Annotated in this window: 24 protein-coding genes; 20 read left to right on the top strand and 4 right to left on the bottom strand. The window is 71.7% G+C overall.

The window, feature by feature from the left end:
• The first annotated feature begins 8 nt into the window (after positions 1-8).
• The 4 genes from DEI94_RS10005 (at position 9) to DEI94_RS09990 (ending at position 3,515) form a co-directional block, all read left to right on the top strand.
• Positions 9-1,418 (top strand): ferredoxin reductase family protein, encoded by a 1,410-nt coding sequence (locus DEI94_RS10005; protein ID WP_181441747.1) that lies wholly within the window; start codon positions 9-11, stop codon positions 1,416-1,418.
• A gap of 13 nt (positions 1,419-1,431) precedes the next feature.
• Positions 1,432-1,899, top strand: coding sequence for an FMN-binding protein (locus DEI94_RS10000; RefSeq protein ID WP_111009578.1), 468 nt, complete (start codon positions 1,432-1,434; stop codon positions 1,897-1,899).
• On the top strand, positions 1,896-2,741 hold the full coding sequence (locus tag DEI94_RS09995) for an FAD:protein FMN transferase (protein WP_111026162.1): 846 nt from the start codon (positions 1,896-1,898) through the stop codon (positions 2,739-2,741). Before DEI94_RS10000 ends, DEI94_RS09995 begins: the two co-directional genes overlap by 4 nt.
• A 255-nt stretch (positions 2,742-2,996) precedes the next feature.
• Positions 2,997-3,515, top strand: coding sequence for a hypothetical protein (locus DEI94_RS09990; RefSeq protein WP_111026161.1), 519 nt, complete (start codon positions 2,997-2,999; stop codon positions 3,513-3,515).
• Positions 3,516-3,537: 22 nt separating this feature from the next.
• Here the strand turns inward: DEI94_RS09990 and DEI94_RS09985 are convergent, their stop codons facing one another.
• Positions 3,538-4,299 carry an SDR family NAD(P)-dependent oxidoreductase gene (locus DEI94_RS09985; protein WP_111026160.1) on the bottom strand — a complete coding sequence of 254 codons (762 nt, stop codon included), beginning with the start codon at positions 4,297-4,299 and terminating at the stop codon, positions 3,538-3,540.
• A 74-nt stretch (positions 4,300-4,373) separates the two neighbouring features.
• Between DEI94_RS09985 and DEI94_RS09980 the strand changes: the two genes are divergently transcribed.
• On the top strand, positions 4,374-4,964 hold the full coding sequence (locus tag DEI94_RS09980; RefSeq protein WP_220038778.1) for a TetR family transcriptional regulator: 591 nt from the start codon (positions 4,374-4,376) through the stop codon (positions 4,962-4,964).
• 151 nt (positions 4,965-5,115) lie between these two features.
• Here the strand turns inward: DEI94_RS09980 and DEI94_RS09975 are convergent, their stop codons facing one another.
• Positions 5,116-6,672 (bottom strand): amino acid permease, encoded by a 1,557-nt coding sequence (locus tag DEI94_RS09975; RefSeq protein WP_111026159.1) that lies wholly within the window; start codon positions 6,670-6,672, stop codon positions 5,116-5,118.
• Between the two features lie 116 nt (positions 6,673-6,788).
• On the opposite strand from DEI94_RS09975, the gene DEI94_RS09970 reads away from it, so the two are divergent.
• A complete protein-coding gene (locus DEI94_RS09970) occupies positions 6,789-8,045 on the top strand; it encodes a mechanosensitive ion channel family protein (protein ID WP_111026158.1) in 1,257 nt (418 codons plus the stop codon).
• On the opposite strand, the gene DEI94_RS09965 is transcribed toward DEI94_RS09970, so the two are convergent.
• Positions 8,020-8,217 carry a hypothetical protein gene (locus DEI94_RS09965; RefSeq protein WP_111026157.1) on the bottom strand — a complete coding sequence of 66 codons (198 nt, stop codon included), beginning with the start codon at positions 8,215-8,217 and terminating at the stop codon, positions 8,020-8,022. The two genes, DEI94_RS09970 and DEI94_RS09965, sit on opposite strands and share 26 nt — an antisense overlap.
• Positions 8,218-8,312: 95 nt before the next feature.
• Here DEI94_RS09965 and DEI94_RS09960 point away from each other — a divergent pair, with 95 nt between their 5' ends.
• On the top strand, positions 8,313-9,470 hold the full coding sequence (locus DEI94_RS09960; RefSeq protein ID WP_111026156.1) for an SLC13 family permease: 1,158 nt from the start codon (positions 8,313-8,315) through the stop codon (positions 9,468-9,470).
• A 46-nt stretch (positions 9,471-9,516) separates the two neighbouring features.
• On the opposite strand, the gene DEI94_RS09955 is transcribed toward DEI94_RS09960, so the two are convergent.
• Positions 9,517-10,485, bottom strand: a complete 969-nt coding sequence (locus DEI94_RS09955) for a magnesium transporter CorA family protein (RefSeq protein ID WP_220037490.1) — start codon at positions 10,483-10,485, stop codon at positions 9,517-9,519.
• 118 nt (positions 10,486-10,603) lie between these two features.
• On the opposite strand from DEI94_RS09955, the gene DEI94_RS09950 reads away from it, so the two are divergent.
• The 13 genes from DEI94_RS09950 (at position 10,604) to DEI94_RS09890 (ending at position 24,186) form a co-directional block, all read left to right on the top strand.
• Positions 10,604-11,368, top strand: a complete 765-nt coding sequence (locus DEI94_RS09950) for a fructosamine kinase family protein (RefSeq protein ID WP_111026155.1) — start codon at positions 10,604-10,606, stop codon at positions 11,366-11,368.
• A 194-nt stretch (positions 11,369-11,562) separates the two neighbouring features.
• On the top strand, positions 11,563-13,152 hold the full coding sequence (gene otsA, locus DEI94_RS09945) for an alpha,alpha-trehalose-phosphate synthase (UDP-forming) (RefSeq protein ID WP_111009588.1): 1,590 nt from the start codon (positions 11,563-11,565) through the stop codon (positions 13,150-13,152).
• Positions 13,145-13,921, top strand: coding sequence for a trehalose-phosphatase (otsB, locus tag DEI94_RS09940; protein WP_111026154.1), 777 nt, complete (start codon positions 13,145-13,147; stop codon positions 13,919-13,921). Before otsA ends, otsB begins: the two co-directional genes overlap by 8 nt.
• Before the next feature lie 66 nt (positions 13,922-13,987).
• Positions 13,988-15,682: a dihydroxy-acid dehydratase gene (gene ilvD / locus DEI94_RS09935; RefSeq protein WP_111013417.1), complete on the top strand. Its 1,695-nt coding sequence runs from the start codon at positions 13,988-13,990 to the stop codon at positions 15,680-15,682.
• A 77-nt stretch (positions 15,683-15,759) separates the two neighbouring features.
• Positions 15,760-17,580: an acetolactate synthase large subunit gene (locus DEI94_RS09930; protein WP_111009591.1), complete on the top strand. Its 1,821-nt coding sequence runs from the start codon at positions 15,760-15,762 to the stop codon at positions 17,578-17,580.
• Positions 17,577-18,083 (top strand): acetolactate synthase small subunit, encoded by a 507-nt coding sequence (ilvN, locus tag DEI94_RS09925; protein ID WP_111009592.1) that lies wholly within the window; start codon positions 17,577-17,579, stop codon positions 18,081-18,083. Before DEI94_RS09930 ends, ilvN begins: the two co-directional genes overlap by 4 nt.
• 74 nt (positions 18,084-18,157) lie before the next feature.
• A complete protein-coding gene (ilvC, locus tag DEI94_RS09920; RefSeq protein WP_111009593.1) occupies positions 18,158-19,183 on the top strand; it encodes a ketol-acid reductoisomerase in 1,026 nt (341 codons plus the stop codon).
• Positions 19,184-19,214: 31 nt separating this feature from the next.
• On the top strand, positions 19,215-19,397 hold the full coding sequence (locus tag DEI94_RS09915; RefSeq protein WP_111009594.1) for a hypothetical protein: 183 nt from the start codon (positions 19,215-19,217) through the stop codon (positions 19,395-19,397).
• Positions 19,388-20,563, top strand: coding sequence for a mannitol-1-phosphate 5-dehydrogenase (locus tag DEI94_RS09910; RefSeq protein ID WP_111026153.1), 1,176 nt, complete (start codon positions 19,388-19,390; stop codon positions 20,561-20,563). Before DEI94_RS09915 ends, DEI94_RS09910 begins: the two co-directional genes overlap by 10 nt.
• Positions 20,560-21,015 (top strand): hypothetical protein, encoded by a 456-nt coding sequence (locus DEI94_RS09905; protein WP_111009596.1) that lies wholly within the window; start codon positions 20,560-20,562, stop codon positions 21,013-21,015. Before DEI94_RS09910 ends, DEI94_RS09905 begins: the two co-directional genes overlap by 4 nt.
• On the top strand, positions 21,012-21,413 hold the full coding sequence (locus tag DEI94_RS09900) for a hypothetical protein (RefSeq protein ID WP_111013415.1): 402 nt from the start codon (positions 21,012-21,014) through the stop codon (positions 21,411-21,413). The genes DEI94_RS09905 and DEI94_RS09900 overlap by 4 nt, the downstream gene beginning before the upstream one ends.
• A 93-nt stretch (positions 21,414-21,506) precedes the next feature.
• Positions 21,507-23,096: a phosphoglycerate dehydrogenase gene (gene serA, locus DEI94_RS09895; RefSeq protein ID WP_111026152.1), complete on the top strand. Its 1,590-nt coding sequence runs from the start codon at positions 21,507-21,509 to the stop codon at positions 23,094-23,096.
• 28 nt (positions 23,097-23,124) lie between these two features.
• The gene (locus tag DEI94_RS09890) at positions 23,125-24,186 is read left to right on the top strand and encodes a 3-isopropylmalate dehydrogenase (protein ID WP_111026151.1); all 1,062 of its coding nucleotides are present in this window, start codon (positions 23,125-23,127) and stop codon (positions 24,184-24,186) included.
• The last annotated feature ends 32 nt before the right edge of the window (positions 24,187-24,218 follow it).

Here is a 24,218-nt window from a genome sequence, read left to right as displayed (position 1 = left end):
GAGACCCCATGGCGATCGGGACGGTTGGGCGGGCAGCGCCCACACGGCGCCCCACCGAGCGGCAGCTCCGCCGGCGGCACCGGACGCGCCAGGTCACCGTCGACCTGCTCGTCGTCGCGGTGTGGGTGTCGGCCGCCATGGCGCTCGCGCTCTGGCTCACGGCGGTCCCGGTGCGGTGGGACGGCATCGGTGTCGTCGTCACCGACCTCGGGATCGCGGCTGGCCTCGTCGGGACCGACCTCGTGCTCGTGATGATCGTGCTCGCGGCCCGCATCCCGTGGATCGACCGCGTGGTGGGACACGACAGCGCGATGGCCGTGCACCGGTCCCTCGGCAAGCCGTCCCTGTACCTGTTGCTGGCCCACGCGGTGCTGCTCGTCGTTGGGTACGCGCTCGCGGCGCACGTCGATGTCCTCGCCGAGGGGTGGGCGCTCGTCACCACGTACGACGTCTTCCTCTCGCTGCTCGCGATCCTGGCGATGATCGCGGTGGTCGTGACGAGCGTCGTCGCGGTCCGGCGGTACCTGCCGTACGAGGGCTGGCACGCTGTCCACCTCCTCAGCTACGTCGCGGTGCTCATCGCTCTGCCACACCAGCTGTCGCTCGGCGGCATGCTCGCGCACGGCTCGTGGCAGCGCACGTACTGGATCCTCCTGTACGCGACGGCGATCGGCGCGATCGGCTGGTTCCGGTTCACCGTGCCCGCGATCCGGAGCGTCCGGCACCGCATGGTGGTCGAGCACGTCGAGCGCATCGCGCCCGACGTCGTGTCGCTCTGGATCCGCGGACGTCGGCTCGACCGACTCGGGGCGCGTGGCGGACAGTTCCTCATCTGGCGGTTCTGGTCCGGCGAGACCTGGTGGCACGCCCATCCGCTGTCGCTGTCGGCGGCTCCGTCGAGCACGCGGCTGCGGATCACCGTCCGGTCCCTCGGTGCCGGGAGCGGTCGACTCGCGACGCTCCCGCCCGGAACGCGCGTGTCGTTCGCCGGACCGTACGGTGTCTTCACGGAGCGCGCCCGGGCAGGCGACCGGATCGCCGTCGCTGCCTCCGGCATCGGCGTCACCCCGATCCGCGCGTTCCTCGACCACCTCGACGTGCCCCGGGGCGCCGTGACGATCCTCCTCCGCGCCCGGAGCGAGCGCGAGACGTACCTGTGGGACGAGGTGTTCCAGTGGGCGACCGACCACGGCGCCCGCGTGTACACGAGCATCGGACCGCGTGGTCCGGGTCCGAACGGGTGGCTCGCCGCCGCTGACACGGCGCGCGGGGTCAGTGCGGGCACCGTCTGGCCGGGCATCGCGGACAGTGACCTGTACATCTGCGGACCGGACGGCTGGTCGGACCTCGTCGAGGCGGACGCCCGACGCGCGGGTCTGCCCGCGGACCGGCTGCACCGCGAACGATTCGACTGGTGAGGAGAGGGTGGTCATGAGGAAACGGGCACTCATCGGCGGGGTCCTCGCGTCGGTCGCCGTGGTCCTGGGGTCCTGGGAGGTCGGGCAGCCACACACGACGACCACCACGACCACCCCGGCGGCCAGTGGCGACGATGGTGGTTCGTCCTCCGGCTCGTCGTCGTCCGGTTCGTCGTCGTCCGGCTCGACGAGCACGGCGACGTTCACCGACGGGACCTTCACCGGCTCCACGGTGTCGACCCGGTACGGCGACGTCCAGGTGGAGGTCACGGTGTCGGGCGGCAAGATCACGGCCGTGACACCCCTCCACCTCACCGACGCCGAGCAGCGCTCCGTCATGATCAGTGAGCAGGCGGCGCCGCTCCTCGAGGACGAGGTCCTCAGTGCCCAGTCCGCCGACGTCGACACCATCAGCGGCGCGACCTACACGAGCGACGCGTACCTGCAGTCACTGCAGGCGGCGCTCGACCAGGCGCGATGACGTCGATCGGGTCGGTGACACCGACCGGGGACGGCACCGGCGTCAGAGGCATCGACGCGCCCGACGGCGTGCGACTCGTCGTGCCGACGATGGGCACGATGGCGTCGATCCGGGTCGACGGACCCCGCGGCGACACCCGTGGCCTGGAGGGCCGGATCACCGCCGTCGTCGACCGGCTCGACCGCGAGTTCAGTCGCTGGGACCCACGCTCCCCGGCGAGCGACGTCGCTCACGGCCGACTCCGCCTCGGCGACACGAGCGCGGAGCACCGAGCCGTGTACGCGCTCGCGATCGACTGGCGGAACCGCTCGGGAGGCGCGTTCGATCCCCATCGACCCGATGGCACCGTGGATCTCGCGGGCATCGTGAAGGCGCTCGCGATCGAGCGGGTCGGCGCCGTGCTCGACGACCTCGACGCCGTGGGGTGGGTGTGCAACATCGGTGGTGACGTCCTCGTCGCCGGCACGACCATGACCGGGCGCCCCTGGACCGCGGGGATCGTCGACCCCGCCGACCGAACGTCGCTCATCCGTCGCGTGCGGCTCCTCGCCCGGCACCGCGCCGTCGCGACCTCGGGGACCGCGGAGCGTGGCGCGCACATCTGGTCTCCGCTCGACGACCAGCCGACGAGCGAGCCGTTCGTCCAGGCGAGCGTGGTCGCGGCCGACATCGTGACCGCGGACGTCCTCGCCACGGCCGTGATGGCCGGTGGTGCGACCGCCGCCGCGCTCGCCGCGTCCGAGCACGGGTGCGTGGTCCTCGCGGTGCGGCCCGACGGCACGACCGCGACGTGGGGGCTCGACCGACAGCTGCAGACCCGGCGCGGTGCCCACGCCGTCTAAGGGGGTACCGGGCGCGAGCACCGCGCGGGCGTCGCTTCCGCTGAAGGAGGGGCGACGGGAACGATCCTGTTCGTCCCGGACCAAGGAACCGCCAAGGAACCGAGCGGCGCCCGTTCCGGCAGGTCGTGCTCTCGGAGCGGACGCACCGAGCCGTCATACGGGTGCCACAGGCGGGAGCGGTGTCATCGATCCGAGCGCTTCGCGGCGCTGCACACGCCCGGAGGCCCGGGAGCACCACGATCAGGAAGACCAGCCATGACGAGCACGAACGACACGGACCGACGCCCCGACTGGGAGCACACGCCCGCTCCCGGGGTGGACCAGCGCCCGGCGCCCGATGCGATGTCCCGGGTGTCCGGCGGGGAGCGGCGTGGCGGCGTCCCGGGATGGAGCGAGGTGCCGTCGGTGCGCGTGCCGCCCGTGATCTTGCCGCCGACCTCGGTCAGGTCGTCGCGGCGCTGGTTCTGGCCGGCCGTCGTCGCTGCGGTCGCGGTCGTGGCCCTGTTCGTCGGTGGCGTCGGCGGGTACGTCATCGGGCATCGGTCGTCCGGCACGACGACGCAGCAGTTCCCGAGCGGCGGGACCGGCGGGTACGGCTCGCCGGGCGGTGGGACGGGGGAGCTCCCGGGCGGGACCGGGTCGGGTAGCGGCACCGGCACCGGAACCGGCACCGGAACCGGCACCGGTACCGGAACTGGCACGGGCACGGGCGCGGGCACCGGCACCGGAACCGGAACGGGTGCCGACGCCGGTGACGCCGGCACGTCCTCCTGACCGCGCCGGCGGCCGCCTCGGGTCAGACGACCGACCAGCCGCCGTCGCTCGGCAGGACCGCGCCGTTCACGTTCGCGGCGTCGTCGCTGAGCAGCCAGGTGATCGCAGCCGCGAGCCGCTCCGCCTCGGCGGGCTGGGGCACGGCGACCTGCATGATCGGACCGATGCGGCCGGCGGCGAAGTCCGATCGCATCGGGGCCTCGATGTTCGTCATGACCGCTCCGGGCGCGACGGCGTTCGCGCGGACGCCGCTCGGGCCGTAGAAGAAGGCGACGCTCTTCGTGAGGCCGACGACGGCGTGCTTCGACGTCGTGTAGGCGACGCCGGCGGCCGAACCGCGGAACGCCGCCTCCGATGCCACGTTGACGATCGAGCCCGCGCCGGCCGGGATCATGAGCCCGAGCACCGCGCGCGTCAGACGCATGGGCCCCGTCACGTTGACGCCCATGACGCGGTCCCATGTCGCGTCGTCGACCTCGGCCGGCGGCAGGAACGCGTCCATGATCCCGGCGACGTTCGCCAGGCCGTCCACGGTCCCGTCGGCGGCCGCGATGACGGCGTCGATCGTCGCGGCCTGCGCCACGTCGCCGACCACGGTGACGACGTCGTGTCCGGCCAGCTCGCCGCGCAGGGCGTCGAGTCGGTCGGCGACGACGTCGGTGGCGACGACGCGGGCGCCCTCCTGCACCAGCCGGGTGGCGGTGGCCCGGCCGATGCCGGAACCGGCACCGGTCACGATGACGGTCCTCCCGTCGAATCGCTTCGGGGTGATGGTCTGCGTCATGATTGCTCCTCGTCGAACGGGGCCGCGGGCCGGCCCGGAAGCAGTTATAGCACTCAGTGCCAAAAGGAGGCCTGGTGGCAGCAGCGAGGACGGGCCGCCCCGTTGAGGTGGACCCCGACCACGTCGCCGAGGTCGCGCTCCGGTTGTTCGCCGAGCGCGGCTTCGATGCGGTGACCATGGACGACGTCGCGGTGGCGGCTGGCGTCAGTCGCCGCACTCTCTTCCGGGTGTTCCGGACCAAGGACGACCTCGTCTGGGGCGGGACCGCCGAGGCGGCCGACCGGATGGCCGCCGAGCTCGCCGCGCTGCCGGACAGGGCCGACCCCTACGAGGCGATGCGGACGGCCCACGTGGCCGCGCTCACCTTCCCGTCGTCGCTCATCCCCGTGACGCGGGCCCGACTGCGTCTCATCGCGGACCACGAGCGATTGTCGGCCGGTGCCGTGACCCGGCTCGGCGCGGGCCGTGACCTCGTCGTCGGGGAGCTGCGCCGGCGGCTCGGACCGGACGCGTCGCCGCTGCTCCTCGAGGTCCGCACCAGCGCGATGGCCGCCGCGGTGTTCGCCGCGATGACCTTCTGGGCCCGACAGGACGGCGGCGATCCCGCGACCGTCGTGGACCGCGCCCTCGCCGGTCTCGTCCGGGACTGGTCGGCGGACGGCTGACGCCGCGAGGCCGGCGTTCGGGCGGCCCGGGTCCGCCGTCATCGGGCCGATCGACGTCGTCGACACGGGCGTGACCGAGTCGGCCGGGAGGACCGGGACCGGCTCCCGCAGGCCGGTCCCGTCCTCGACGGCTCGCCGCGGCCGCTGCCGGCTAGGAGCGGTCCTCGCGGCGGCGGACCTGTGCGCGCGGGTCGCGTCCCGTGACCGGGTACGGACCGGTGACGCCCTCCCGGAGCGACGCGATGCGGAGGATCCGGTCGCGCTGGAGGAACCACCCGACCACGAGCAGCGGGATGATCACCACGAGCGACGCGATCGTGAGCGTGCCGATCGGCCAGTCGATCGCCATGAGCACGAGCACGGACACCAGGAACGCGAGCGTCAGCCAGGACGTCACCGGGGCGCCCGGGAGCCGGAAGGTCGGCTCCTTCGCCAGGCCCTGCTTCGCCCAGACCCGGAGTCGCATCTGGCAGAGCATGATCGTGCCCCACGCGGTGACGATCCCGAGCGCCGACACGTTGAGGACGATCTCGAACGCCTGACTCGGCACGAACAGGTTGAGCACGACACCGGCGAGCGTGAAGCAGGCCGTGAGCAGGATGCCCGCGAACGGCACCCCGCCCTTCGACATCTTCGTCGTCCACTTCGGCGCGGAGCCGTTCATGCCCATCGAGTGCAGCGCCCGGCCCGTGGAGTACAGCCCGGCGTTCAGAGACGACAGCGCTGCGGTGAGCACGACGAAGTTCATGACGGATCCGACGACGTGCCCGACCTGCGGGTTGCCGATGGACGAGAAGAACGTGACGAAGGGGCTGACGCCCTCCTTGTAGGACGTGTACGGCAGGAGCAGCGACAGCAGGATGATCGAGCCGACGTAGAACACCGCGATCCGGAGCACGACCGAGTTGATCGCCCGGGGGATCACCTTCTCGGTGTCCTGCGTCTCGCCGGACGCCGTGCCGACGAGCTCGATCGCAGCGTAGGCGAACACGACGCCCTGCACGACGAGCACCGCGGGCAGGAGCCCGGTCGGGAACAGGCCGCCGTGGTCGCCCCAGATCGAGAAGCCGGTGTGGACGCTCGCGCCGCCGGTCTGCACCGGGAACGCGAAGAACAGCCAGATGAGTGCGATCACGAGGAACGCCACGAGCGCGGCGACCTTGATGAGCGCGAACCAGAACTCGAGTTCGCCGAACACCTTGACCGCCACGAGGTTCGCGGCGAGCACGACGAGCAGGGCCACCAGGGCGAGCGCCCACTGCGGGATCGCGCGCGTGCCCGCCCAGTAGTGCAGGTACAGGGCGACGGCGGTGGTGTCGACGATCGACGTCATGGCCCAGTTGAGGAAGTACATCCACCCGGCCGCGTACGCGAACTTCTCGCCGTAGAACTCGCGCGCGTACGAGATGAACGAGCCGGACGACGGACGGTGCAGCACGAGCTCGCCGAGCGCGCGGAGGATGAAGAACGCGAAGATCCCCGCGATCAGGTAGACGACCGCCAGCGCGGGTCCGGCGGAGTGCAGCCGACCGCCGGCGCCGAGGAACAGACCCGTGCCGATCGCTCCGCCGATGGCGATCATCTGGAGCTGCCGGGGCTTCAGGCCGTGCTGGAACCCCTCCTGCTCGTGGGCGAAGTCGTTGCCGGACGCCCGTCCGGTGTCATTCGCTGGTGGCCGTCCGGTGTCGCTGTGGTCCTGCGCGGTCATCCCGCCACCGTACCGAGGAGCTGCCGGACGTGCTCCCGGACCCGGTGGGAGGAGCGACGGTTGCGCGACGGTCGTCGTCCAGCCGTCACCACGTGTCAGCGTGGTTCCATGGACGGATGGCACCGCTCATCCGTCTCCTCGTCGCCGTCGGGTTCGCGCTGCTCCTGACCGCGGCGACGGCGCTCGTCCTCCACCTGGTGTTCCGAGCCCTCGCACGCCGAGGCCGATGGGCGGCCGTGCTGTCGCGCCGCACGAAGCACCCGACCCGGACGGTGCTGCTCGTCGCGTTCCTCTGGACCGCGTTCGCGTCCTCCATCCGGCCGGACGCCCGGCTCTACCCGTGGCGGGACGACGTCACCCACGGGTTCCTCATCGTGACCATCGCGGCGGGTGCCTGGCTGGCGTGCGAGCTCGCGATCTTCCTCGAGGACCTCGGTCTGCACCGCTACCGCGTGGACGTCCCCGACAACCGCGTCGCGCGGCGGATCCGCACGCAGGTGCTCATCATCCGGCGGCTCACCGTCGTCGTGGTCGTCGTCATCGCCGTCGGCTCCATCCTCCTGACGTTCCGGGGGATCGAGGCGGCCGGCGCGAGCGTGCTCGCGAGCGCGGGCCTCATCAGCGTCATCGCCGGCATCGCGGCGCAGTCCACCCTCGGCAACGTGTTCGCGGGCATGCAGCTCGCGTTCTCGGGCGCGGTCCGGGTCGACGACGTCGTGGTGGTCGAGCAGCAGTGGGGCCGGATCGAGGAGATCACGCTCACCTACGTCGTCGTGCACCTGTGGGACGACCGGCGCTTCATGCTGCCCTCGACGTACTTCACGACGACGCCGTTCGAGAACTGGACCAGGACGAGCAGCGAGCTCCTCGGGAGCGTCGACTTCGACCTCGACTGGCGGGTGAGCCCGGGCCAGATGCGGACCGAGCTCGACCGGATCCTGGTGACGACGGACCTCTGGGACGGGCGCACCAAGGTCCTGCAGGTCACCGACGCCGTGAACGGGCTCGTGCACGTGCGGATCCTCGTGACGGCGCACGACGCACCCGGCCTGTTCGACCTCCGCTGCTACGTCCGCGAGGAGATGATCGCCTGGATCCAGCGCACGCACCCCGATGCGCTGCCGCTGCAACGGGTCATGATGGTCGACCCGACGCCGGACCGACCGCGGTCGCGGCGCGAGCCGTCCACCGCCACGAGCTCCGCCCTGTTCGGGGGCGACGAGGGCAGCGACCGCGCCGCGCTCTTCACGGGACCGATCCAGACCTCCGGCATCCGGCCGGACCAGATCCCGCCTGCCGACGCCGCGTGGCAGCGTCCCCGGCGGGCGCCCCACGACCCGCGGGACGCTAGCGGACCTGCTGCCGGCCCTTGATCATCCGGTCGTCCTCGATGACGGTGCCGACCGCGACGATCGTCGTGGCGAGCCACGCGATCCACGTCAGGGCGAGGCGCCAGTCGCGCGGTCCCTTCCGCGTCGTCTGCAGGACGCTCCACCCGCTGAAGAGCGCGCTGAGCACCGATCCGTTGAACAAGAACTTCCGCACGTGTGCCTCCTGGTGTCGTTCCAGGCCACGCTACCCGTGGGTATGGTGGAGCGCCGTCCGCAGCGGACGGTGATCAGGACGAACCAGGAGGCCCCGTGCGTCAGGCCGCGGTCGGGGCGCTGCTCCTCGTCGCCGGAGCGGTGTGCGTCGTGGTCGGTGTCCTGCCCGTCCCCACGCTCCTCGCGCTGGCCCACCGGGTGGTCCCGGTCCTGGCGTTCGTGCTGGGCCTCACGATCGTCGCCGAACTCGCCGCGGACGCGGGTGTGTTCGACCGGCTGGCCGACCTCGCGGCCCGGGTCGGGCGTGGCCGGACCCTCGGGCTCTGGGCAGCCGTCGTCGTGCTCGCGGTCGTGTGCACGGTGTTCCTCTCGATCGACACGACCGCGGTGCTCCTGACGCCCATCGTCATCGCCCTCGCTCGGCGGGTCCAGCTGCCGCCGATGCCCTTCGCGCTCACGACCGTGTGGCTGGCGAACACCGCGTCGTTGCTCCTACCGGTGTCGAACCTCACGAACCTGCTCGCCGTCTCGCGCATCGGACTGGCGGGGCCGCCGGCGTTCGCGGGGCTCATGGCGCTGCCGGCGCTCGCGGGGGTCCTCGTGCCGTGCGTCGTGCTGCTCGTCGTGTTCCGTCACCGGCTGCGCGGCGGGTACGCGCCCCCGCCCGTGCGCCGACCGGAGGACCGCGTGTTCTTCATCGCGGCCTCCGCGGTCCTCGCGGCCCTCGTCGTGGCGCTGACCGCCGGCGTCACCGTGTGGGTCGCGGCGCTCGCCGCGGCCGCGGTCCTCGTCGTGGTCGCCGCCGTCCGCCGACCCGACGTGCTCCGCCCCGCTCGTGTTCCGTGGCAGCCGCTCGTCCTCGCAGCGGGGTTGTTCGTCGCCGTCGAGACCCTGCATGCGGTCGGCTCCACCGATCCGCTCGTCCGGGCGCTGCACGGCGGTGACGGCTTCGGGTCCCTGCTGGGGCTCGCGGGCGCGGGCGCGCTCGCGGCGAACGGGATCGACAACCTCCCCGCGTACCTCGTGCTCGAGCCGGCGGCGGGCAACGCGGCCGTACGGTACGCGGCGCTCCTCGTCGGGGTGAACGCCGGGTGCCTCGTGACGCCGTGGGCGTCGCTCGCCACGCTGCTCTGGCACGCACGGCTCCGCGCCGAGGGCATCGCGCTGTCGTGGGGTCGCTACGCGGCGCTCGGGTGCGTCGTCGCCCCGCTCACCGTCGTGGCGGGCGTCGCGGCGGTCCTCGTCGCCCGCTGAGCACCGGTGGCACCCCCGGCGTGGGCCGGTCGTGCCGTCGTCGGCGTCAGAGCCAGTCGCGCCGACGGAACACGGTGTACAGCGCGACCGAGGACACGACGATGAGCACGGCGGACGCGACGAGCCCGGACCAGGCGCCCTCGCCGGGGAACTTGATGTTCTGCCCGAACCACCCGGTGATGGCGGTCGGGATCGCGATGATCGCCGCCCAACTCGTCACCTTCTTCATGACCAGGTTCATGCGGTTCGACGCGAGGTTGAGGTTCGTCTCGAGCACGCTCGACACCGACTCACGGAGCTGGTCGACCTGCTCCGTGGCCGACGTGATGTGGTCTGCCACGTCGCGGTAGTACGGTCGCAGTCCGTCGCTGACCTGCGTCGCGTCATCACGGACGAGGGTCTGGATCACCTCGCGCTGCGGCCCGACGAGCCGCCGCAGGGTCCCGAGCGCCTTCCGCAGCGCGAACGACCGCCGCTGGATGTGGGACGTCTGCGCGGACACCTCGAACAGGTCGTCCTCCAGGTGGTCGATGAGGTCCTCGAGCTGTTCGACCGTCGCGGTGGCGTGGTCCGCGAGCACGTCGAGGACGCCCCACACGAGGAACGCGGCACCGTGGCCGGCCAGGTCGTCGTTGGCGTCCCAGCGGCGCACGAACTCCTGCGCGTCGAAGCCCGGCGCGTGCATGGTGACGACGGCGCGTTCGGTGACGAACGCCTTGACCTCGTGCGTCACCAGGTCGGTGCCGCCGCGCGAGCACGTCACGTCGTACGCCACCAGGAACAGGGCGCCGTGGTACCGGTCGAGCTTCGGCCGTTGCCCCGGCTCGAGTGCGTCCTCGCTCGCGAGCGCGTGGATGCCGAGTTCGTCCTCGATGCGCGCCAGCTCGTCGGCCGTCGGGTCCGTGAAGTCGACCCACACCACCTCGTCAGGACGCTCGAGGTGGTCGGACACGTCCTCCACCGGGAAGTCCTCGGCCGCGACCGTCCCGTTCCGCCACATCCGCGTCCGCACCATGCCGGTCATCGTACTGAGGCCCACGTGCGGCCCGGCGCCTGGCGCGTCCGGGTCCACGGCGAGACCCGTGTCGACCGGGAGGCCCGCGTCGGTCGCCGGGACGGGCCAGGCTGGGCGCATGGCGGTGTTCACGAAACGGCGGTCCGACGCTCCCGACGGCTTCTTCGCGGCGGAGGCGGCGGGACTGACGTGGCTCGGTGCCGCTGGCGGCGTCGCGGTCGCGGCCGTGCTCGACGTCGGACGGCGCCACATCGACCTCGAGGAGCTGTCCGACGTCCGGCCCACGCCCGGTGCCGCTCGCCGGTTCGGCCACGACCTCGCCCGCACGCACGACGCCGGCGCCGCGGCGTTCGGTGCGCCGCCCGAGGGGTGGGACGGCCCGACCTTCATCGGCAAGCGGCCGCAGTCCTGCCGGCCGTCGTCGTCGTGGGGGCGCTTCTACGCGGAGCAGCGCGTTGCACCGTTCCTCGACCTGGCACGCGCGGCGGGCAGTGTCACGGATGACGAGCACGCCGCCGTCGGCAGGGTGCTCGAGGCCGTCGCGGACGGGGCGCTCGACGACGACGACATGGCCGCGCGACTGCACGGCGACCTCTGGAACGGCAACGTCGTCTTCACGCCGGGCGGTGTCGTGCTCATCGACCCCGCGGCGCACGGCGGTCACCGCGAGACCGACCTCGCGATGCTCGACCTCTTCGGCTGCCCGTACCTCGACGAGGTCGTGGCGGGGTACCAGGAGCACCGGCCCCTCCGTCCCGGCTGGCGGGAGCGGATCCCGCTGCACCAGCTGCACCCGCTCGCGGTGCACGCGGCCGGCTACGGGCGGTCGTACGGGCACGCGCTCGTCGACGCCGCGCGGCGGACGGCCGCGCTGCTGCGGTGACGTCCCTCGCCCCTCGTCCGCCCCGCCGCCGCCCCGGCTCCATCGGCCCGACGTCCGCCCCGGGCAGCCTGGATGCCCGCTGCTAGCCTGGACCGGCCCGCCGCCGCGACGGGTGCCGAGCGCCTCCCGCGCCCGTGCGACGTCCGGCGCCTCCCGTCGCCGGTCGGCGGGACCAGAACGGAGAGCCCGCACCAATGTCTGCAGTCCCCCCGGAAGCCGAGCCCACCGACACGACGCCGACCCCAGACCGGACGGCCTCGACGGACCGGTTCGGCTTCGTCGTGGTGTCGAACCGCCTCCCCGTGGACCGCGTGGTCGACGAGGACGGGACCGAGGGGTGGCGGCACTCGCCGGGCGGGCTCGTCACCGCGCTCGAACCGGTGATGCGCGCGAACGACGGCGCGTGGGTCGGTTGGGCGGGCCAGCCCGACGTCGACCTCGACCCCTTCGAGAACGACGGCATCCACATCGTGCCGGTGCCGCTGTCCGACGCCGAGATCGAGGAGTACTACGAGGGCTTCAGCAACGACACCCTCTGGCCGCTGTACCACGACGTCATCGAGCAGCCGACGTACCACCGCGACTGGTGGAACGCGTACCGGCGGGTGAACCAGCGGTTCGCCGAGGCCGCGGCGGCGGTCGCCGACCAGGACGCCGTCGTGTGGGTGCAGGACTACCAGCTGCAGCTCGTCCCGCAGCTCATCCGCGAACTCCGTCCCGACGTCACGATCGGCTTCTTCAACCACATCCCGTTCCCGCCGGTCGGGATCTACGCGCAGCTGCCCTGGCGGTCGCAGATCATCGACGGCCTGCTCGGCGCCGACGTCATCGGGTTCCAGCGGTACGACGACGCCTCGAACTTCCTCCGCGCCGTGCGCCACATCAAGGGCCACACGACCAAGGGTGCGATCGTCGACGTCCCGGTGGACGACCCGGACGCCCCGCGCTCGCGACGGGGCATCACCGTCCGGCACGTCGAGGCACGGCACTTCCCGATCTCGATCGACGCCGAGAGCTACGAGGACATCGCCCGACGGCCCGAGGTCCAGGCCCGTGCCCGCGAGATCCGCGAAGGACTCGGCAACCCGAAGACGGTCCTGCTCGGGGTCGACCGACTCGACTACACCAAGGGCATCGGACACCGCATCAAGGCCTTCGGCGAGCTCCTCGAGGACGGCCGCATCGACGTCGAGGACGCCACCCTCGTGCAGGTCGCGAGCCCGAGCCGCGAGCGCGTCGACACCTACAAGGCACTCCGCGACGAGATCGAGCTCACGGTCGGGCGCATCAACGGCGACCTCGGCACGATCAGCCACCAGCCGATCAGCTACCTCCACCATGGCTACCCGCGCGAGGAGATGGTGGCGCTCTACCTCGCCGCCGACGTCATGCTCGTCACGGCGCTCCGCGACGGCATGAACCTGGTCGCCAAGGAGTACGTGGCGAGCCGGTTCGACAACCAGGGCGTGCTCATCCTGTCCGAGTTCGCCGGCGCCGCCGACGAGCTCCGCCAGGCCCTGCTCGTCAACCCGCACGACATCGGCGCGCTCAAGGACGCCATCGTGCGCGCGATGCAGATGCCACAGCGCGAGCGCGCGACCCGCATGCGCGCCCTGCGCAAGCGCGTGCGGGACAACGACGTCGCGCGGTGGTCGCGGTCCTTCATCGAGGCACTCGACCGGCACGCGCCGGGCGGCGGCATCGACCCCGAGGCGACCGACCCCGGTGACGAGCACGTCGACGAACTCGCGCAGACCACGCCGGTGGAGGCGCGTGATGCCTGAGGCCCCCTCGCTCGACAGCGCGATCGAGCGGCTGGGTGGGGCGCGGTCACTGCTCGTCGCCCTCGACTTCGACGGCACCCTCGCGCCCTTCGCGGACGATCCGGCAGCGGTGGCGGCTCTGCCGGGCTCCTGGGCCGCGGCGCTCACCCTCGACCGCGCACGCGACACCCACGTCGTCCTCGTCTCGGGCCGCCCGCTCGCGGGCTTGGCGCGGGTGACGCACGCCCCCGACGCCATGTCCCTCGTCGGGTCGCACGGCGTCGAGTGGCGGGTGGACGGCCACGACGAGGCCGCGCTGTCGCCCGACGAACTCGCGGCCGTGGATCGCATCGGCGCGCTCCTCGATGCGGTCGCCGAACGCCATCCCGGTGTCCACATCGAGCACAAGCCCGCGGGCCTCGGGGTGCACACGCGTCGCGTCGGTCCGGCCGAGGCCCGAGCGGCCGTGGAGGACGCCCGGGCGACGGTGCTCGCGGCGTTCCCCGACGTCCACGTGCGCGATGGCAAGGACATCCTCGAGTTCGCGGTGCGCGACGCCACGAAGGGCGACGCCGTCGAGCGGCTGCGTGCGCTCCTCGACGCCGACCGCGTCCTGTTCGCGGGCGACGACGTCACCGACGAGGACGGCTTCCGGGCGCTCGACCAGGACGCCGGTGACGTCGGCATCAAGGTCGGGCCGGGGGAGACCCGCGCGGCGCACCGCGTCGCCGACCCTGCTGCCCTGACGCCCGTGCTGCAGGCGCTGGCGCGCGCCCGCGCCTTCCGCTGACGCTCCCGTCCGCTCGCGCACGGCCCCGCGTCCGGTTGGTGTACCAACTGCATCTAGACTCGCTCCATGCCTGATATCGACGTCAAGCCCCGCAGCCGTGCTGTCACCGACGGGATCGAAGCCACCACCTCGCGTGGCATGCTCCGGGCGGTCGGCATGGGCGACGCGGACTGGGACAAGCCCCAGATCGGCATCGCCTCGTCCTGGAACGAGATCACCCCCTGCAACCTCTCCCTCGACCGTCTGGCGCAGGGGGCGAAGGAGGGCGTGCACGGCGGCGGCGGGTACCCGCTGCAGTTCGGCACGATCTCGGTGTCCGACGGCATCTCGATGGGCCACGAGGGCATGCACTTCTCGCTCGTCTCGCGCGAGGTCATCGCCGACAGCGTCGAGACCGTGGTGAACGCGGAGCGCCTCGACGGCACGGTCCTCCTCGCCGGCTGCGACAAGTCGCTCCCCGGCATGCTCATGGCGGCGGCCCGGCTCGACCTGGCGAGCGTGTTCCTCTACGCGGGTTCCGTCATGCCCGGCTATGTCAAGCAGGCCGACGGCTCGGAGAAGCAGGTCACGATCATCGACTCCTTCGAGGGTGTGGGGGCCTGCAAGGCGGGCACCATGACCGAGGAAGAGCTGAAGAAGATCGAGTGTGCGATCGTCCCGGGCGAGGGCGCCTGTGGCGGGATGTACACCGCCAACACGATGGCGTCCCTCGCCGAGGCCCTCGGCATGAGCCTCCCCGGGTCGGCTGCGCCGCCGTCGGCCGACCGTCGTCGGGACTACTACGCGCACCGCTCCGGCGAGGCCGTGGTCGAGATGCTCCGCCTCGGCATCACCGCACGGCAGATCCTCACCCGTGAGGCCTTCGAGAACGCGATCACCGTGCTCATGGCGCTCGGCGGCTCGACGAACGCCGTCCTGCACCTGCTCGCGATCGCGCACGAGGCCGAGGTCGAGCTGACCCTCGACGACTTCAACCGCATCGGCGCGAAGGTCCCGCACATCGCCGACATGAAGCCCTTCGGCCAGTACGTCATGGTGGACGTCGACCGCAACGGCGGCATCCCCGTCGTGATGAAGGCGCTCCTCGACGCGGGTCTGCTGCACGGGGACTGCCTGACGGTCACGGGGAAGACCCTCGCCGAGAACCTCGCCGAGATCGATCCGCCGGAGCTCGACGGCAAGGTCATGCGCAAGCTCGACGACCCGATCCACGCCACGGGTGGCCTGACGATCCTCCAGGGCTCGTTCGCGCCCGAGGGCGCGGTCGTCAAGACGGCCGGCTTCGACGCCGAGGTCTTCCAGGGCCCCGCCCGCGTGTTCGACCGAGAGCGGGCCGCCATGGACGCCCTGACCGAGGGTCGGATCGGCAAGGGCGACGTCGTCGTCATCCGCTACGAGGGCCCGAAGGGCGGCCCGGGCATGCGCGAGATGCTCGCGATCACCGCCGCCATCAAGGGCGCGGGCCTCGGCAAGGATGTACTACTCTTGACCGACGGACGATTCTCGGGCGGCACAACCGGCCTGTGCATCGGCCACATTGCACCGGAGGCAGTGGACGCAGGTCCCATCGCCTTCGTGCGCGATGGCGACCAGATCCGCGTCGACATCGCCGCTCGCACGCTCGACCTACTGGTCGACCCTGCCGAGCTGGAGGCCCGCCACGACGGCTGGGCACCGCTTCCCCCGCGGTACACCCGCGGTGTCCTCGCGAAGTACGCGAAGCTCGTCCGGTCCGCCGCCCAGGGCGCGGTCACGGGCTGAGCGCCGACCTCCACCCTCGCACCACGACGGCGGCGCCGTCCCCGCGGACCGCGCCGCTCCACACCAGAGGAAGTGCCATGCCCACGGAAGCCACTCCGCTCTCCGCCGCGGGGACGCGGCGCGCACCCGAGGTCCTGACCGGCTCCGGCGCGGTCCTGCGGTCCCTCGAACACCTCGGCATCACCGACGTCTTCGGGCTGCCGGGCGGCGCGATCATCCCGTTCTACGACGAGCTCATGGCCTCGACGGCCATCCGCCACGTCCTCGTCCGCCACGAGCAGGGCGCCGGCCACGCGGCCGAGGGCTACGCGGCGGCGTCCGGGAGGGTCGGGGTCGCGATCGCGACGTCGGGTCCGGGCGCGACGAACCTCGTCACCGCCATCGCGGACGCCTACATGGACTCCGTTCCGTTCATCGCGATCACCGGTCAGGTGTTCTCGACGCTCATGGGGACGGACGCCTTCCAGGAGGCCGACATCGTCGGCATCACGATGCCGATCACGAAGCACTCGTTCCTCGTCACGAAGCCCGAGGACATCCCGAGCACGCTGGCGGCGGCGTACCAGATCGCGACGACGGGACGTCCCGGTCCGGTGCTCGTCGACATCACGAAGGACGCCCAGCAGAACTCGGCGCCGTTCGTCTGGCCCCCGCGGGTCGACCTGCCGGGGTACCGCCCGGTGACCAAGGCGCACGGCAAGCAGATCGCGGCCGCGGCGCAGCTCATCGCCGAGTCGAGCAAGCCCGTGTTCTACGTCGGCGGCGGTGTCATCCGGTCCGGTGCGTCGGCGGAGTTGCTGCGACTCGCCGAGGCCACGCACGTCCCGGTGGTCACGACCCTCATGGCTCGCGGGGCGTTCCCCGACTCGCACCCGCAGCACCTCGGGATGCCGGGGATGCACGGCACGGTCCCGGCGGTGCTCGGACTGCAGGAGAGCGACCTCATCGTCGCGCTCGGGGCCCGGTTCGACGACCGCGTCACGGGCAAGATCGACGAGTTCGCGCCGGACGCCAAGGTGGTGCACGTCGACATCGACCCCGCCGAGATCTCGAAGATCCGGTTCGCCGACGTCCCGATCGTGGGCGACGCGAAAGAGGTCCTCACCGACCTCCTGGCGGCGTGGCAGGACGTCCCCGTCGCCGACCGCGCGTCCCTCGACGCCTGGTGGGAGCGCCTCGGACGGCTTCGTGAGCAGTTCCCGCTCGGGTACGCCGCCCCGCAGGACGGCCTCCTCGCGCCACAGGCCGTCATCCGCCGCATCGGCGAGCTCACCGGGCCGGAAGGCGTGTACGTGGCCGGGGTCGGTCAGCACCAGATGTGGTCGGCGCAGTTCATCCAGTACGAGCGCCCCCACGCCTGGCTCAACTCGGGCGGCGCGGGGACGATGGGCTACTCGGTCCCCGCCGCCATGGGCGCGAAGGTCTCGCAGCCCGACCGCGTCGTGTGGGCGATCGACGGCGACGGCTGTTTCCAGATGACGAACCAGGAGCTCGCGACCTGCGTCATCAACGACATCCCGATCAAGGTCGCGATCATCAACAACTCGTCGCTCGGCATGGTGCGACAGTGGCAGACGCTGTTCTACGACGGCCGGCACTCCTTCACCGACCTCGAGACGGGGCACGCGTCCCGACGGGTACCGGACTTCGTCAAGCTCGCCGACGCCTACGGTGCGCTCGGCATCCGCGTCGAGCGCGAGGACGAGATCGACGACGCGATCCGGCTCGCCCTCGCCACGAACGACCGGCCCGTGGTCATCGACTTCGTCGTCAGCCGCGACTCCATGGTGTGGCCGATGGTGCCGCAGGGGGTCAGCAACTCCGCGATCCAGCACGCACGCGACCTCGCCCCGAGCTGGGACGACGAGGACGCCGACATGACCGGGAGGCCCGCATGAGCCACGTCCTGTCCCTCCTCGTCGAGGACAAGCCGGGTCTGCTCACGCGCGTCGCCGGCCTGTTCGCACGGCGCGGGTTCAACATCGAGTCCCTCGCGGTGGGGTCCACCGAGGTCGAGGGGTTGTCCCGCATCACCGTCGTGGTCGACGTCGAGGACCTGCCGCTCGAACAGGTGACGAAGCAGTTGAACAAGCTCGTCAACGTCATCAAGATCGTCGAGCTCGAGTTCTCGCAGTCCGTGCAGCGGGAGCACATGCTCGTCAAGGTCCGGGTGGACAACCAGACGCGCTCCCAGGTACTCGAGGCCGTCAACCTGTTCCGGGCGCGCGTCGTCGACGTCGCGACCGATTCCCTGGTGATCGAGGTCACGGGTGACCCCGGCAAGATCCAGGCGATCCTGCGCGTGCTGGAGCCGTACGGCATCAAGGAGCTCGCGCGGGCGGGCCTCCTCGGCATGGGCCGAGGCCCGAAGAGCATCACCGACCGCGTCCCCCGCGCGTAGTCGACATGACCCCGGGGCGGCACACCGCGGACCCCCGGACCGGACACACCGAACCGACAAGGAGAACCACCACCGTGACTGACATCGTCTACGACGCCGACGCCGACCTCTCGCTCATCCAGGGCAAGAAGGTCGCGGTCATCGGCTACGGCTCGCAGGGCCACGCGCACGCGCTCAACCTCCGCGACTCGGGCGTCGAGGTCGTCATCGGCCTGCAGGAGGGCTCCAAGAGCCGCAGCAAGGCCGAGGAGGCCGGGTTCACCGTGCACACCCCGGCCGAGGCGACCGCCTGGGGCGACGTCATCGTCATCCTGACGCCGGACCAGGTGCAGCGGCACGTGTACGCGGACGAGATCCAGCCGAACCTGACCGACGGCAAGGCGCTCGTGTTCGGGCACGGCTTCAACATCCGCTTCGGCTACATCCAGGCGCCCGAGGGCGTCGACGTCGTGCTCGTCGCGCCGAAGGGCCCGGGCCACACGGTGCGCCGTGAGTACGAGGCCGGCCGGGGCGTGCCCGTGATCGTCGCGGTCGAGGTCGACGCCTCGGGCCAGGCGTGGGACCTCGCCTGGAGCTACAGCAAGGCCATCGGCGGTCTGCGGTCCGGCGGCATCAAGACGACGTTCACGGAGGAGACCGAGACCGACCTGTTCGGCGAACAGGCCGTCCTCTGCGGTGGCACGTCGCAGCTCATCCAGTACGGGTTCGAGACCCTCGTCGAGGCGGGCTACCAGCCCCAGATCGCCTACTTCGAGGTCCTGCACGAACTCAAGCTCATCGTCGACCTCATCTGGGAGGGCGGGCTCACCAAGCAGCGCTGGTCCATCTCGGACACGGCCGAGTTCGGGGACTACGTCTCGGGCCCGCGCGTGATCGACCCGCACGTCAAGGAGAACATGAAGGCGGTCCTCGCCGACATCCAGGACGGCACCTTCGCCAAGCGCTTCATCGAGGACCAGGACGCCGGTGCGCCGGAGTTCACGGCGCTGCGCGAGAAGGGCGAGGGGCACCCGATCGAGGCGACCGGTCGCGAGCTGCGCAAGCTCTTCGCGTGGAAGCAGACCGACAGCGACTACGTCGACGGCTCGGCCGCCCGCTAGGCTCCTGCCAGCACTCGACGAGGAGGCGACGGTGCGCACCACGCGCACCGTCGCCTCGCGACGTGACCCGAACGACATGCAGCTCCTCTCCTCCAGCACCCCCGCGCACGCCGCCCTCCGGCCGGCGTCCTCGGCGCACCGATCGCACCTGCTGGGTCGTCCGTCGTGGTCGGTCGCGGCCTCCCGGCATGGGAAGATGCTCGAATGGCGGTGACGAGACGTGCGGTCCACATCGGCGCCGGCAAGATCGGGCGCGGATTCGTGGGCCAGTTCCTCGCAGCCAGCGGGTACGACCTCACCTTCGTCGACGTCGACGACCGCGTCGTCCGCGCCCTGAACGAGTCCGGCCGCTTCGTCGTCCACGAGGTCGGTGACGACCCCATCGACCGCGTGGTCGAGGGCTTCGCCGCCCTCAACAGCAAGCGCGAGCGCGACCGCGTGGTCGAGGCGATCGCCGGCGCGGACGTCGTCACGACCGCGGTCGGCGCGCGGACACTGCCCCTCGTGGCGCCGTTCATCGCCGAGGGACTGGCCGCGCGGCCGGCCGGAGCGGGCGTGGTCACCGTCGTGGCATGCGAGAACGCCATCAACGCCACCGACTCGTTGCACGCGAGCGTCTGGCGATCGCCCGCCCTCGAGGACCACGACATCGACGCGGTGTTCGCGAACTGCGCGATCGACCGCATCGTGCCGGAGCAGACCGGCGTGCTCGGACAGTCCGGCGGCCTCGACGTCGTCCTCGAGCCCTTCTACGAGTGGGTCATCGAGCGGACGCCGTTCTCCGGCGTCGACGCCGAGCCCCCGGCGATCCAGGGCGTCACGTGGGTGGACGACCTGCAGCCGTTCGTGGAGCGCAAGCTCTACACGGTGAACACCGCCCACGCGACCGCGGCCTACCACGGCTTCGTCCGGGGGATCCGGCTCATCCGCGAGGCCCTCGAGGACGACCTGGTCCGAGCCGAGGTCGACGGCGTCCTCGACGAGACCACCGCGTTGCTCGTCGCGAAGCACGGTTTCGACCCGGAGGAGCATCGCCGGTACGTCCAGGCGAACCTCGTCCGCATCGCCAACCCGCTCCTCCCGGACACGACGGCGCGGGTCGGACGGAACCCGCTCCGCAAACTCGGTCGTCGTGAGCGCTTCATCGGTCCCGCCGCGCAGCTGGCGGAACGCGGCATGCCGGTCGACCACCTGCTCGGCGCCGTCCGGGTCGCCCTCGAGTTCGACGACCCCGACGACCCGGAGTCGTTCGAGCTGCACGCGCTGCTGCGGTCCGGGGCGACCGCCCACGCCCTCACCGAGATCCTCACGGGACTCATGGAGAGCCACCCCCTGTTCCCGGCGGTCCGTTCGGTGGTCGCTTCTACACTGGAGTCATGACCACCCCGAAGGACGTCGGGTCCCCGCCGGACGGCGGTGCGGACCACGACGACGCCGAGGCCCTGAGCTGGGGTGCGGAGCAGGACGCCACCTACGTCGATGCACCGGCCAACGAACTCCGCGCACCGAGGGCGCCGCGGGCCCGCACCGGTGACGAGCCCCTCGCGTCCGGATCGCTCGTCGGTCTGGGCGTCCTCGGTGGGGTGTACCTGCTGTACACGGTGGCGTGGCTCGTCAGTGCGGGCGCGTTGCCGGTCGATCCCGGCACGTCCGCGGCGGCCGTCTTCTCCGAGGGCCTCCGGGTCCTCGCGATCATGGCCCCGGCCCTGTGGTTCGCGGCCACCCTGTGGCTCGGGCAGGGCCGGCGCCCGCGGACGCGGGTCCTCTGGCTCGTCGCGGGGGCGCTCGTGCTGTTCCCGTGGCCGTTCGTCCTGACGAGGAGCTTCGGGTGAGCGCGGTGCCCTCGGACGACACGTCGTCGTCGGCCGTTCCCGACACCACGGGCGTGACGCTCGGCAAGGTCGTGGTGTGGGTCGTCGCCGCCGTCCTGTTCGCGTACGTGCTGTGGCAGGCGATCGGCAACTTCGTCGGCGTGACGACCACCCTCTCGGCGAACAACGCGTTCCTCCGGCGCAACGGGGGCGATGCACTGCAGACGAGCGTGCCCTGGGTGGCCCTCGTCATCGACGTCGCCATCGCACCCGTCCTGTACGCGGTGGCGTGGTTCGTCACTCGGCGCACGGACCTCGTCCGGACGGTCGTCGTGTTCCTCGCGGCGTTCTGCGCGGTCGCGGCGCTCTGGTTCGACGTCCTCCAGTACGTCTCCGCGACGCTGCGCGTGGGCGGCTGACACCCGTCGTAACGCGTTCGGCCCGTCGATAGCATGGGATGCGCGTCGTCCCGCGTCGCGACCCCACCGCCCCCTCCCCGAAGGAACCCACCTGTGGCAAAGCCGGTCGTCCTGATCGCCGAAGAACTCTCACCAGCGACCGTCGAGGCTCTCGGGCCCGACTTCGACGTCCGGAACGTGGACGGCACCGACCGCCCCGCGCTCCTCGCCGCGCTGGCCGACGCGAACGCGATCCTCGTCCGATCCGCCACCAAGGTCGACGCCGAGGCGATCGCTGCTGCGCCGCACCTGCAGGTCGTCGCCCGCGCCGGGGTGGGTCTCGACAACGTCGACATCAAGGCCGCCACGGCTGCCGGGGTCATGGTGGTGAACGCGCCGACGTCGAACATCATCTCGGCGGCCGAGCTCACGGTCGGTCACATCCTCAGCCTCGCCCGGCACATCCCAGCGGCCCACGCATCGCTGTCGCAGGGGGCGTGGAAGCGTTCCGCCTACACGGGTGTCGAGCTCTACGAGAAGACCGTCGGCATCATCGGCCTCGGTCGCATCGGCGCCCTCATCACCGCACGGCTGCAGGCCTTCGGCGTCTCCGTGATCGCCTACGACCCGTACGTGACCCCGGCCCGTGCGCAGCAGCTCGGCGTCGAGCTCGTGTCGCTCGAGGACCTCCTCCGCCGGAGCGACTTCGTCACGATCCACATGCCGAAGACCCCCGAGACCGTCGGGATGATCTCGGACGACCAGCTCGCCCTCATGAAGCCGACCGCGTTCGTCGTCAACGTCGCCCGCGGCGGCCTGATCGACGAGGCCGCCCTGCGGCGCGCGCTCACCGCGAACACCATCGCCGGCGCTGGCCTCGACGTCTTCGTCACCGAGCCGCCGACCGACGACGCCCTGACCGCGCTGCCGAACGTCGTCGTCACACCGCACCTCGGGGCCTCGACGGACGAGGCCCAGGAGAAGGCGGGCGTCTCGGTCGCGAAGAGCGTCCGACTCGCACTCGGCGGCGAGCTGGTGCCGGACGCGGTCAACGTCGCCGGCGGTGTCATCGACCCCTACGTGCGACCCGGCATCCCACTCGTGGAGCAGCTCGGGCAGGTGTTCGCGAGCCTCGCCGACACCTCGATCACGAGTGTCGACGTCGAGGTGCACGGCGAGCTCGCCGGGTTCGACGTGAGCGTCCTCCGGCTCGCGGCGCTCAAGGGCATCTTCACGAACATCGTCAGCGAGCAGGTGAGCTACGTGAACGCGCCGCTCCTCGCCGAGCAGCGCGGGATCACGGTGCGGCTCATCACGGACCCCGCCACCGCCGAGTACCGCAACGTGCTGACCATCCGCGGCGCCCAGTCCGACGGTCCGGCGATCAGCGTCTCGGGGACCCTGACGGGTCCGAAGCAAGTGGCCAAGCTCGTCGAGGTCAACGGCTACGACATCGAGGTCCCGCTCGCGCAGCACCACGTCGTCATGGTCTACACGGACCGTCCGGGGATCGTCGCGGTGTACGGCAAGGAGTTCGGGGACGCGGGCATCAACATCGCGGCGATGCAGATCGCCCGGCGTGCCGCTGGCGGCCAGGCGCTGAGCGTCCTCACCGTGGACTCGCCCGTGCCGAGCCCGATCCTCGAACGCGTCCGCGCCGCGATCGACGCCGAGTCGCTGCGCGAGATCGACATCACCCTGTGACCGCGGTCGCACGACCAGGAGGCCCCGCATGACGGACACCATCGACCTCGCCGTGATCCGTGGCGACGGCATCGGCCCCGAGGTCGTCGAGGAGGCCCTCAAGGTCCTCGACGCCGCGGTCGGGCCCGACGCGGTCCGACGGACCGAGTACACCCTCGGGGCCGGGCACTACCTCGAGACGGGGGAGGTCCTGACCGACGACGACCTCGCCGCGATCGCCCGGCACGACGCGATCCTGCTCGGCGCGGTCGGGGGTGACCCCCGCGATCCGCGGCTCGCGGGCGGGATCATCGAGCGCGGTCTCCTCCTGCGCCTCCGGTTCGCCTTCGACCACTACGTGAACCTCCGACCGACGCGCGTCTACCCGGACGTCGCCTCCCCCCTCGCCGATCCCGGCGAGGTCGACTTCGTCGTGGTCCGCGAGGGCACCGAGGGGCCGTACGTCGGCAACGGCGGAGTGATCCGCAAGGGCACCCCGGCCGAGATCGCGACCGAGGTGAGCCTCAACACCGCGTTCGGCGTGGAGCGCGTCGTGCGGTACGCGTTCGACCTCGCCCGTCGTCGCCCTCGCCACCACCTGACGCTCGTGCACAAGAGCAACGTCCTCGTGCACGCGGGCGACCTCTGGCAGCGGACCGTGGCCTCCGTCGGAGCCGAGTACCCCGAGGTCACCGTGGACTACCAGCACGTCGACGCCGTGACCATCCACATGGTCCAGCGGCCCGGCGTGTTCGACGTCATCGTCACCGACAACCTCTTCGGCGACATCATCACCGACCTCGCCGGCGCGATCAGCGGCGGCATCGGTCTGGCGGCCTCGGGCAACATCAACCCGGACGGCACCTTCCCCAGCATGTTCGAACCGGTCCACGGGTCCGCGCCCGACATCGCGGGTCAGCAGCGGGCCGACCCCACGGCCGCGATCCTGTCCGTCGCGTTGCTGCTCGACCACCACGGTCGGACGGCCGAGGCCGAGACCATCACGCGGGCGGTCGAGGCGGACATCGCGGGCCGCGGCGCCACGTCGCGCTCCACGGCCGAGATCGGCGACGCGATCGCCGCGGCCGTCGCGCGTACCACCGCGGCCTGACCCCGGCGTCCGCCGAACCGACCGCTCCGTCC

It is taken from the genome of Curtobacterium sp. MCBD17_040 (assembly GCF_003234805.2).
GTDB lineage: Bacteria > Actinomycetota > Actinomycetes > Actinomycetales > Microbacteriaceae > Curtobacterium.
Note: the sequence above shows the minus strand (reverse complement) of the source record. Positions and strands in the feature narration are given on the sequence as shown.

What these genes read in the sequence shown, in the direction of transcription:
- ilvN (WP_111009592.1), top strand. Translation starts at nt 17,577, where the DNA reads ATGAGCCACGTCCTGTCCCTCCTCGTCGAGGACAAGCCGGGTCTGCTC.
- ilvD (WP_111013417.1), top strand. Translation starts at nt 13,988, where the DNA reads ATGCCTGATATCGACGTCAAGCCCCGCAGCCGTGCTGTCACCGACGGG.
- DEI94_RS09990 (WP_111026161.1), top strand. Translation starts at nt 2,997, where the DNA reads ATGACGAGCACGAACGACACGGACCGACGCCCCGACTGGGAGCACACG.
- DEI94_RS09985 (WP_111026160.1), bottom strand. Translation starts at nt 4,299, where the DNA reads ATGACGCAGACCATCACCCCGAAGCGATTCGACGGGAGGACCGTCATC.
- DEI94_RS09950 (WP_111026155.1), top strand. Translation starts at nt 10,604, where the DNA reads ATGGCGGTGTTCACGAAACGGCGGTCCGACGCTCCCGACGGCTTCTTC.
- DEI94_RS09955 (WP_220037490.1), bottom strand. Translation starts at nt 10,485, where the DNA reads ATGGTGCGGACGCGGATGTGGCGGAACGGGACGGTCGCGGCCGAGGAC.
- otsB (WP_111026154.1), top strand. Translation starts at nt 13,145, where the DNA reads ATGCCTGAGGCCCCCTCGCTCGACAGCGCGATCGAGCGGCTGGGTGGG.
- DEI94_RS10005 (WP_181441747.1), top strand. Translation starts at nt 9, where the DNA reads ATGGCGATCGGGACGGTTGGGCGGGCAGCGCCCACACGGCGCCCCACC.
- DEI94_RS09995 (WP_111026162.1), top strand. Translation starts at nt 1,896, where the DNA reads ATGACGTCGATCGGGTCGGTGACACCGACCGGGGACGGCACCGGCGTC.
- DEI94_RS09910 (WP_111026153.1), top strand. Translation starts at nt 19,388, where the DNA reads ATGGCGGTGACGAGACGTGCGGTCCACATCGGCGCCGGCAAGATCGGG.
- DEI94_RS09890 (WP_111026151.1), top strand. Translation starts at nt 23,125, where the DNA reads ATGACGGACACCATCGACCTCGCCGTGATCCGTGGCGACGGCATCGGC.
- otsA (WP_111009588.1), top strand. Translation starts at nt 11,563, where the DNA reads ATGTCTGCAGTCCCCCCGGAAGCCGAGCCCACCGACACGACGCCGACC.
- DEI94_RS10000 (WP_111009578.1), top strand. Translation starts at nt 1,432, where the DNA reads ATGAGGAAACGGGCACTCATCGGCGGGGTCCTCGCGTCGGTCGCCGTG.
- DEI94_RS09975 (WP_111026159.1), bottom strand. Translation starts at nt 6,672, where the DNA reads ATGACCGCGCAGGACCACAGCGACACCGGACGGCCACCAGCGAATGAC.
- DEI94_RS09905 (WP_111009596.1), top strand. Translation starts at nt 20,560, where the DNA reads ATGACCACCCCGAAGGACGTCGGGTCCCCGCCGGACGGCGGTGCGGAC.
- DEI94_RS09970 (WP_111026158.1), top strand. Translation starts at nt 6,789, where the DNA reads ATGGCACCGCTCATCCGTCTCCTCGTCGCCGTCGGGTTCGCGCTGCTC.
- DEI94_RS09930 (WP_111009591.1), top strand. Translation starts at nt 15,760, where the DNA reads ATGCCCACGGAAGCCACTCCGCTCTCCGCCGCGGGGACGCGGCGCGCA.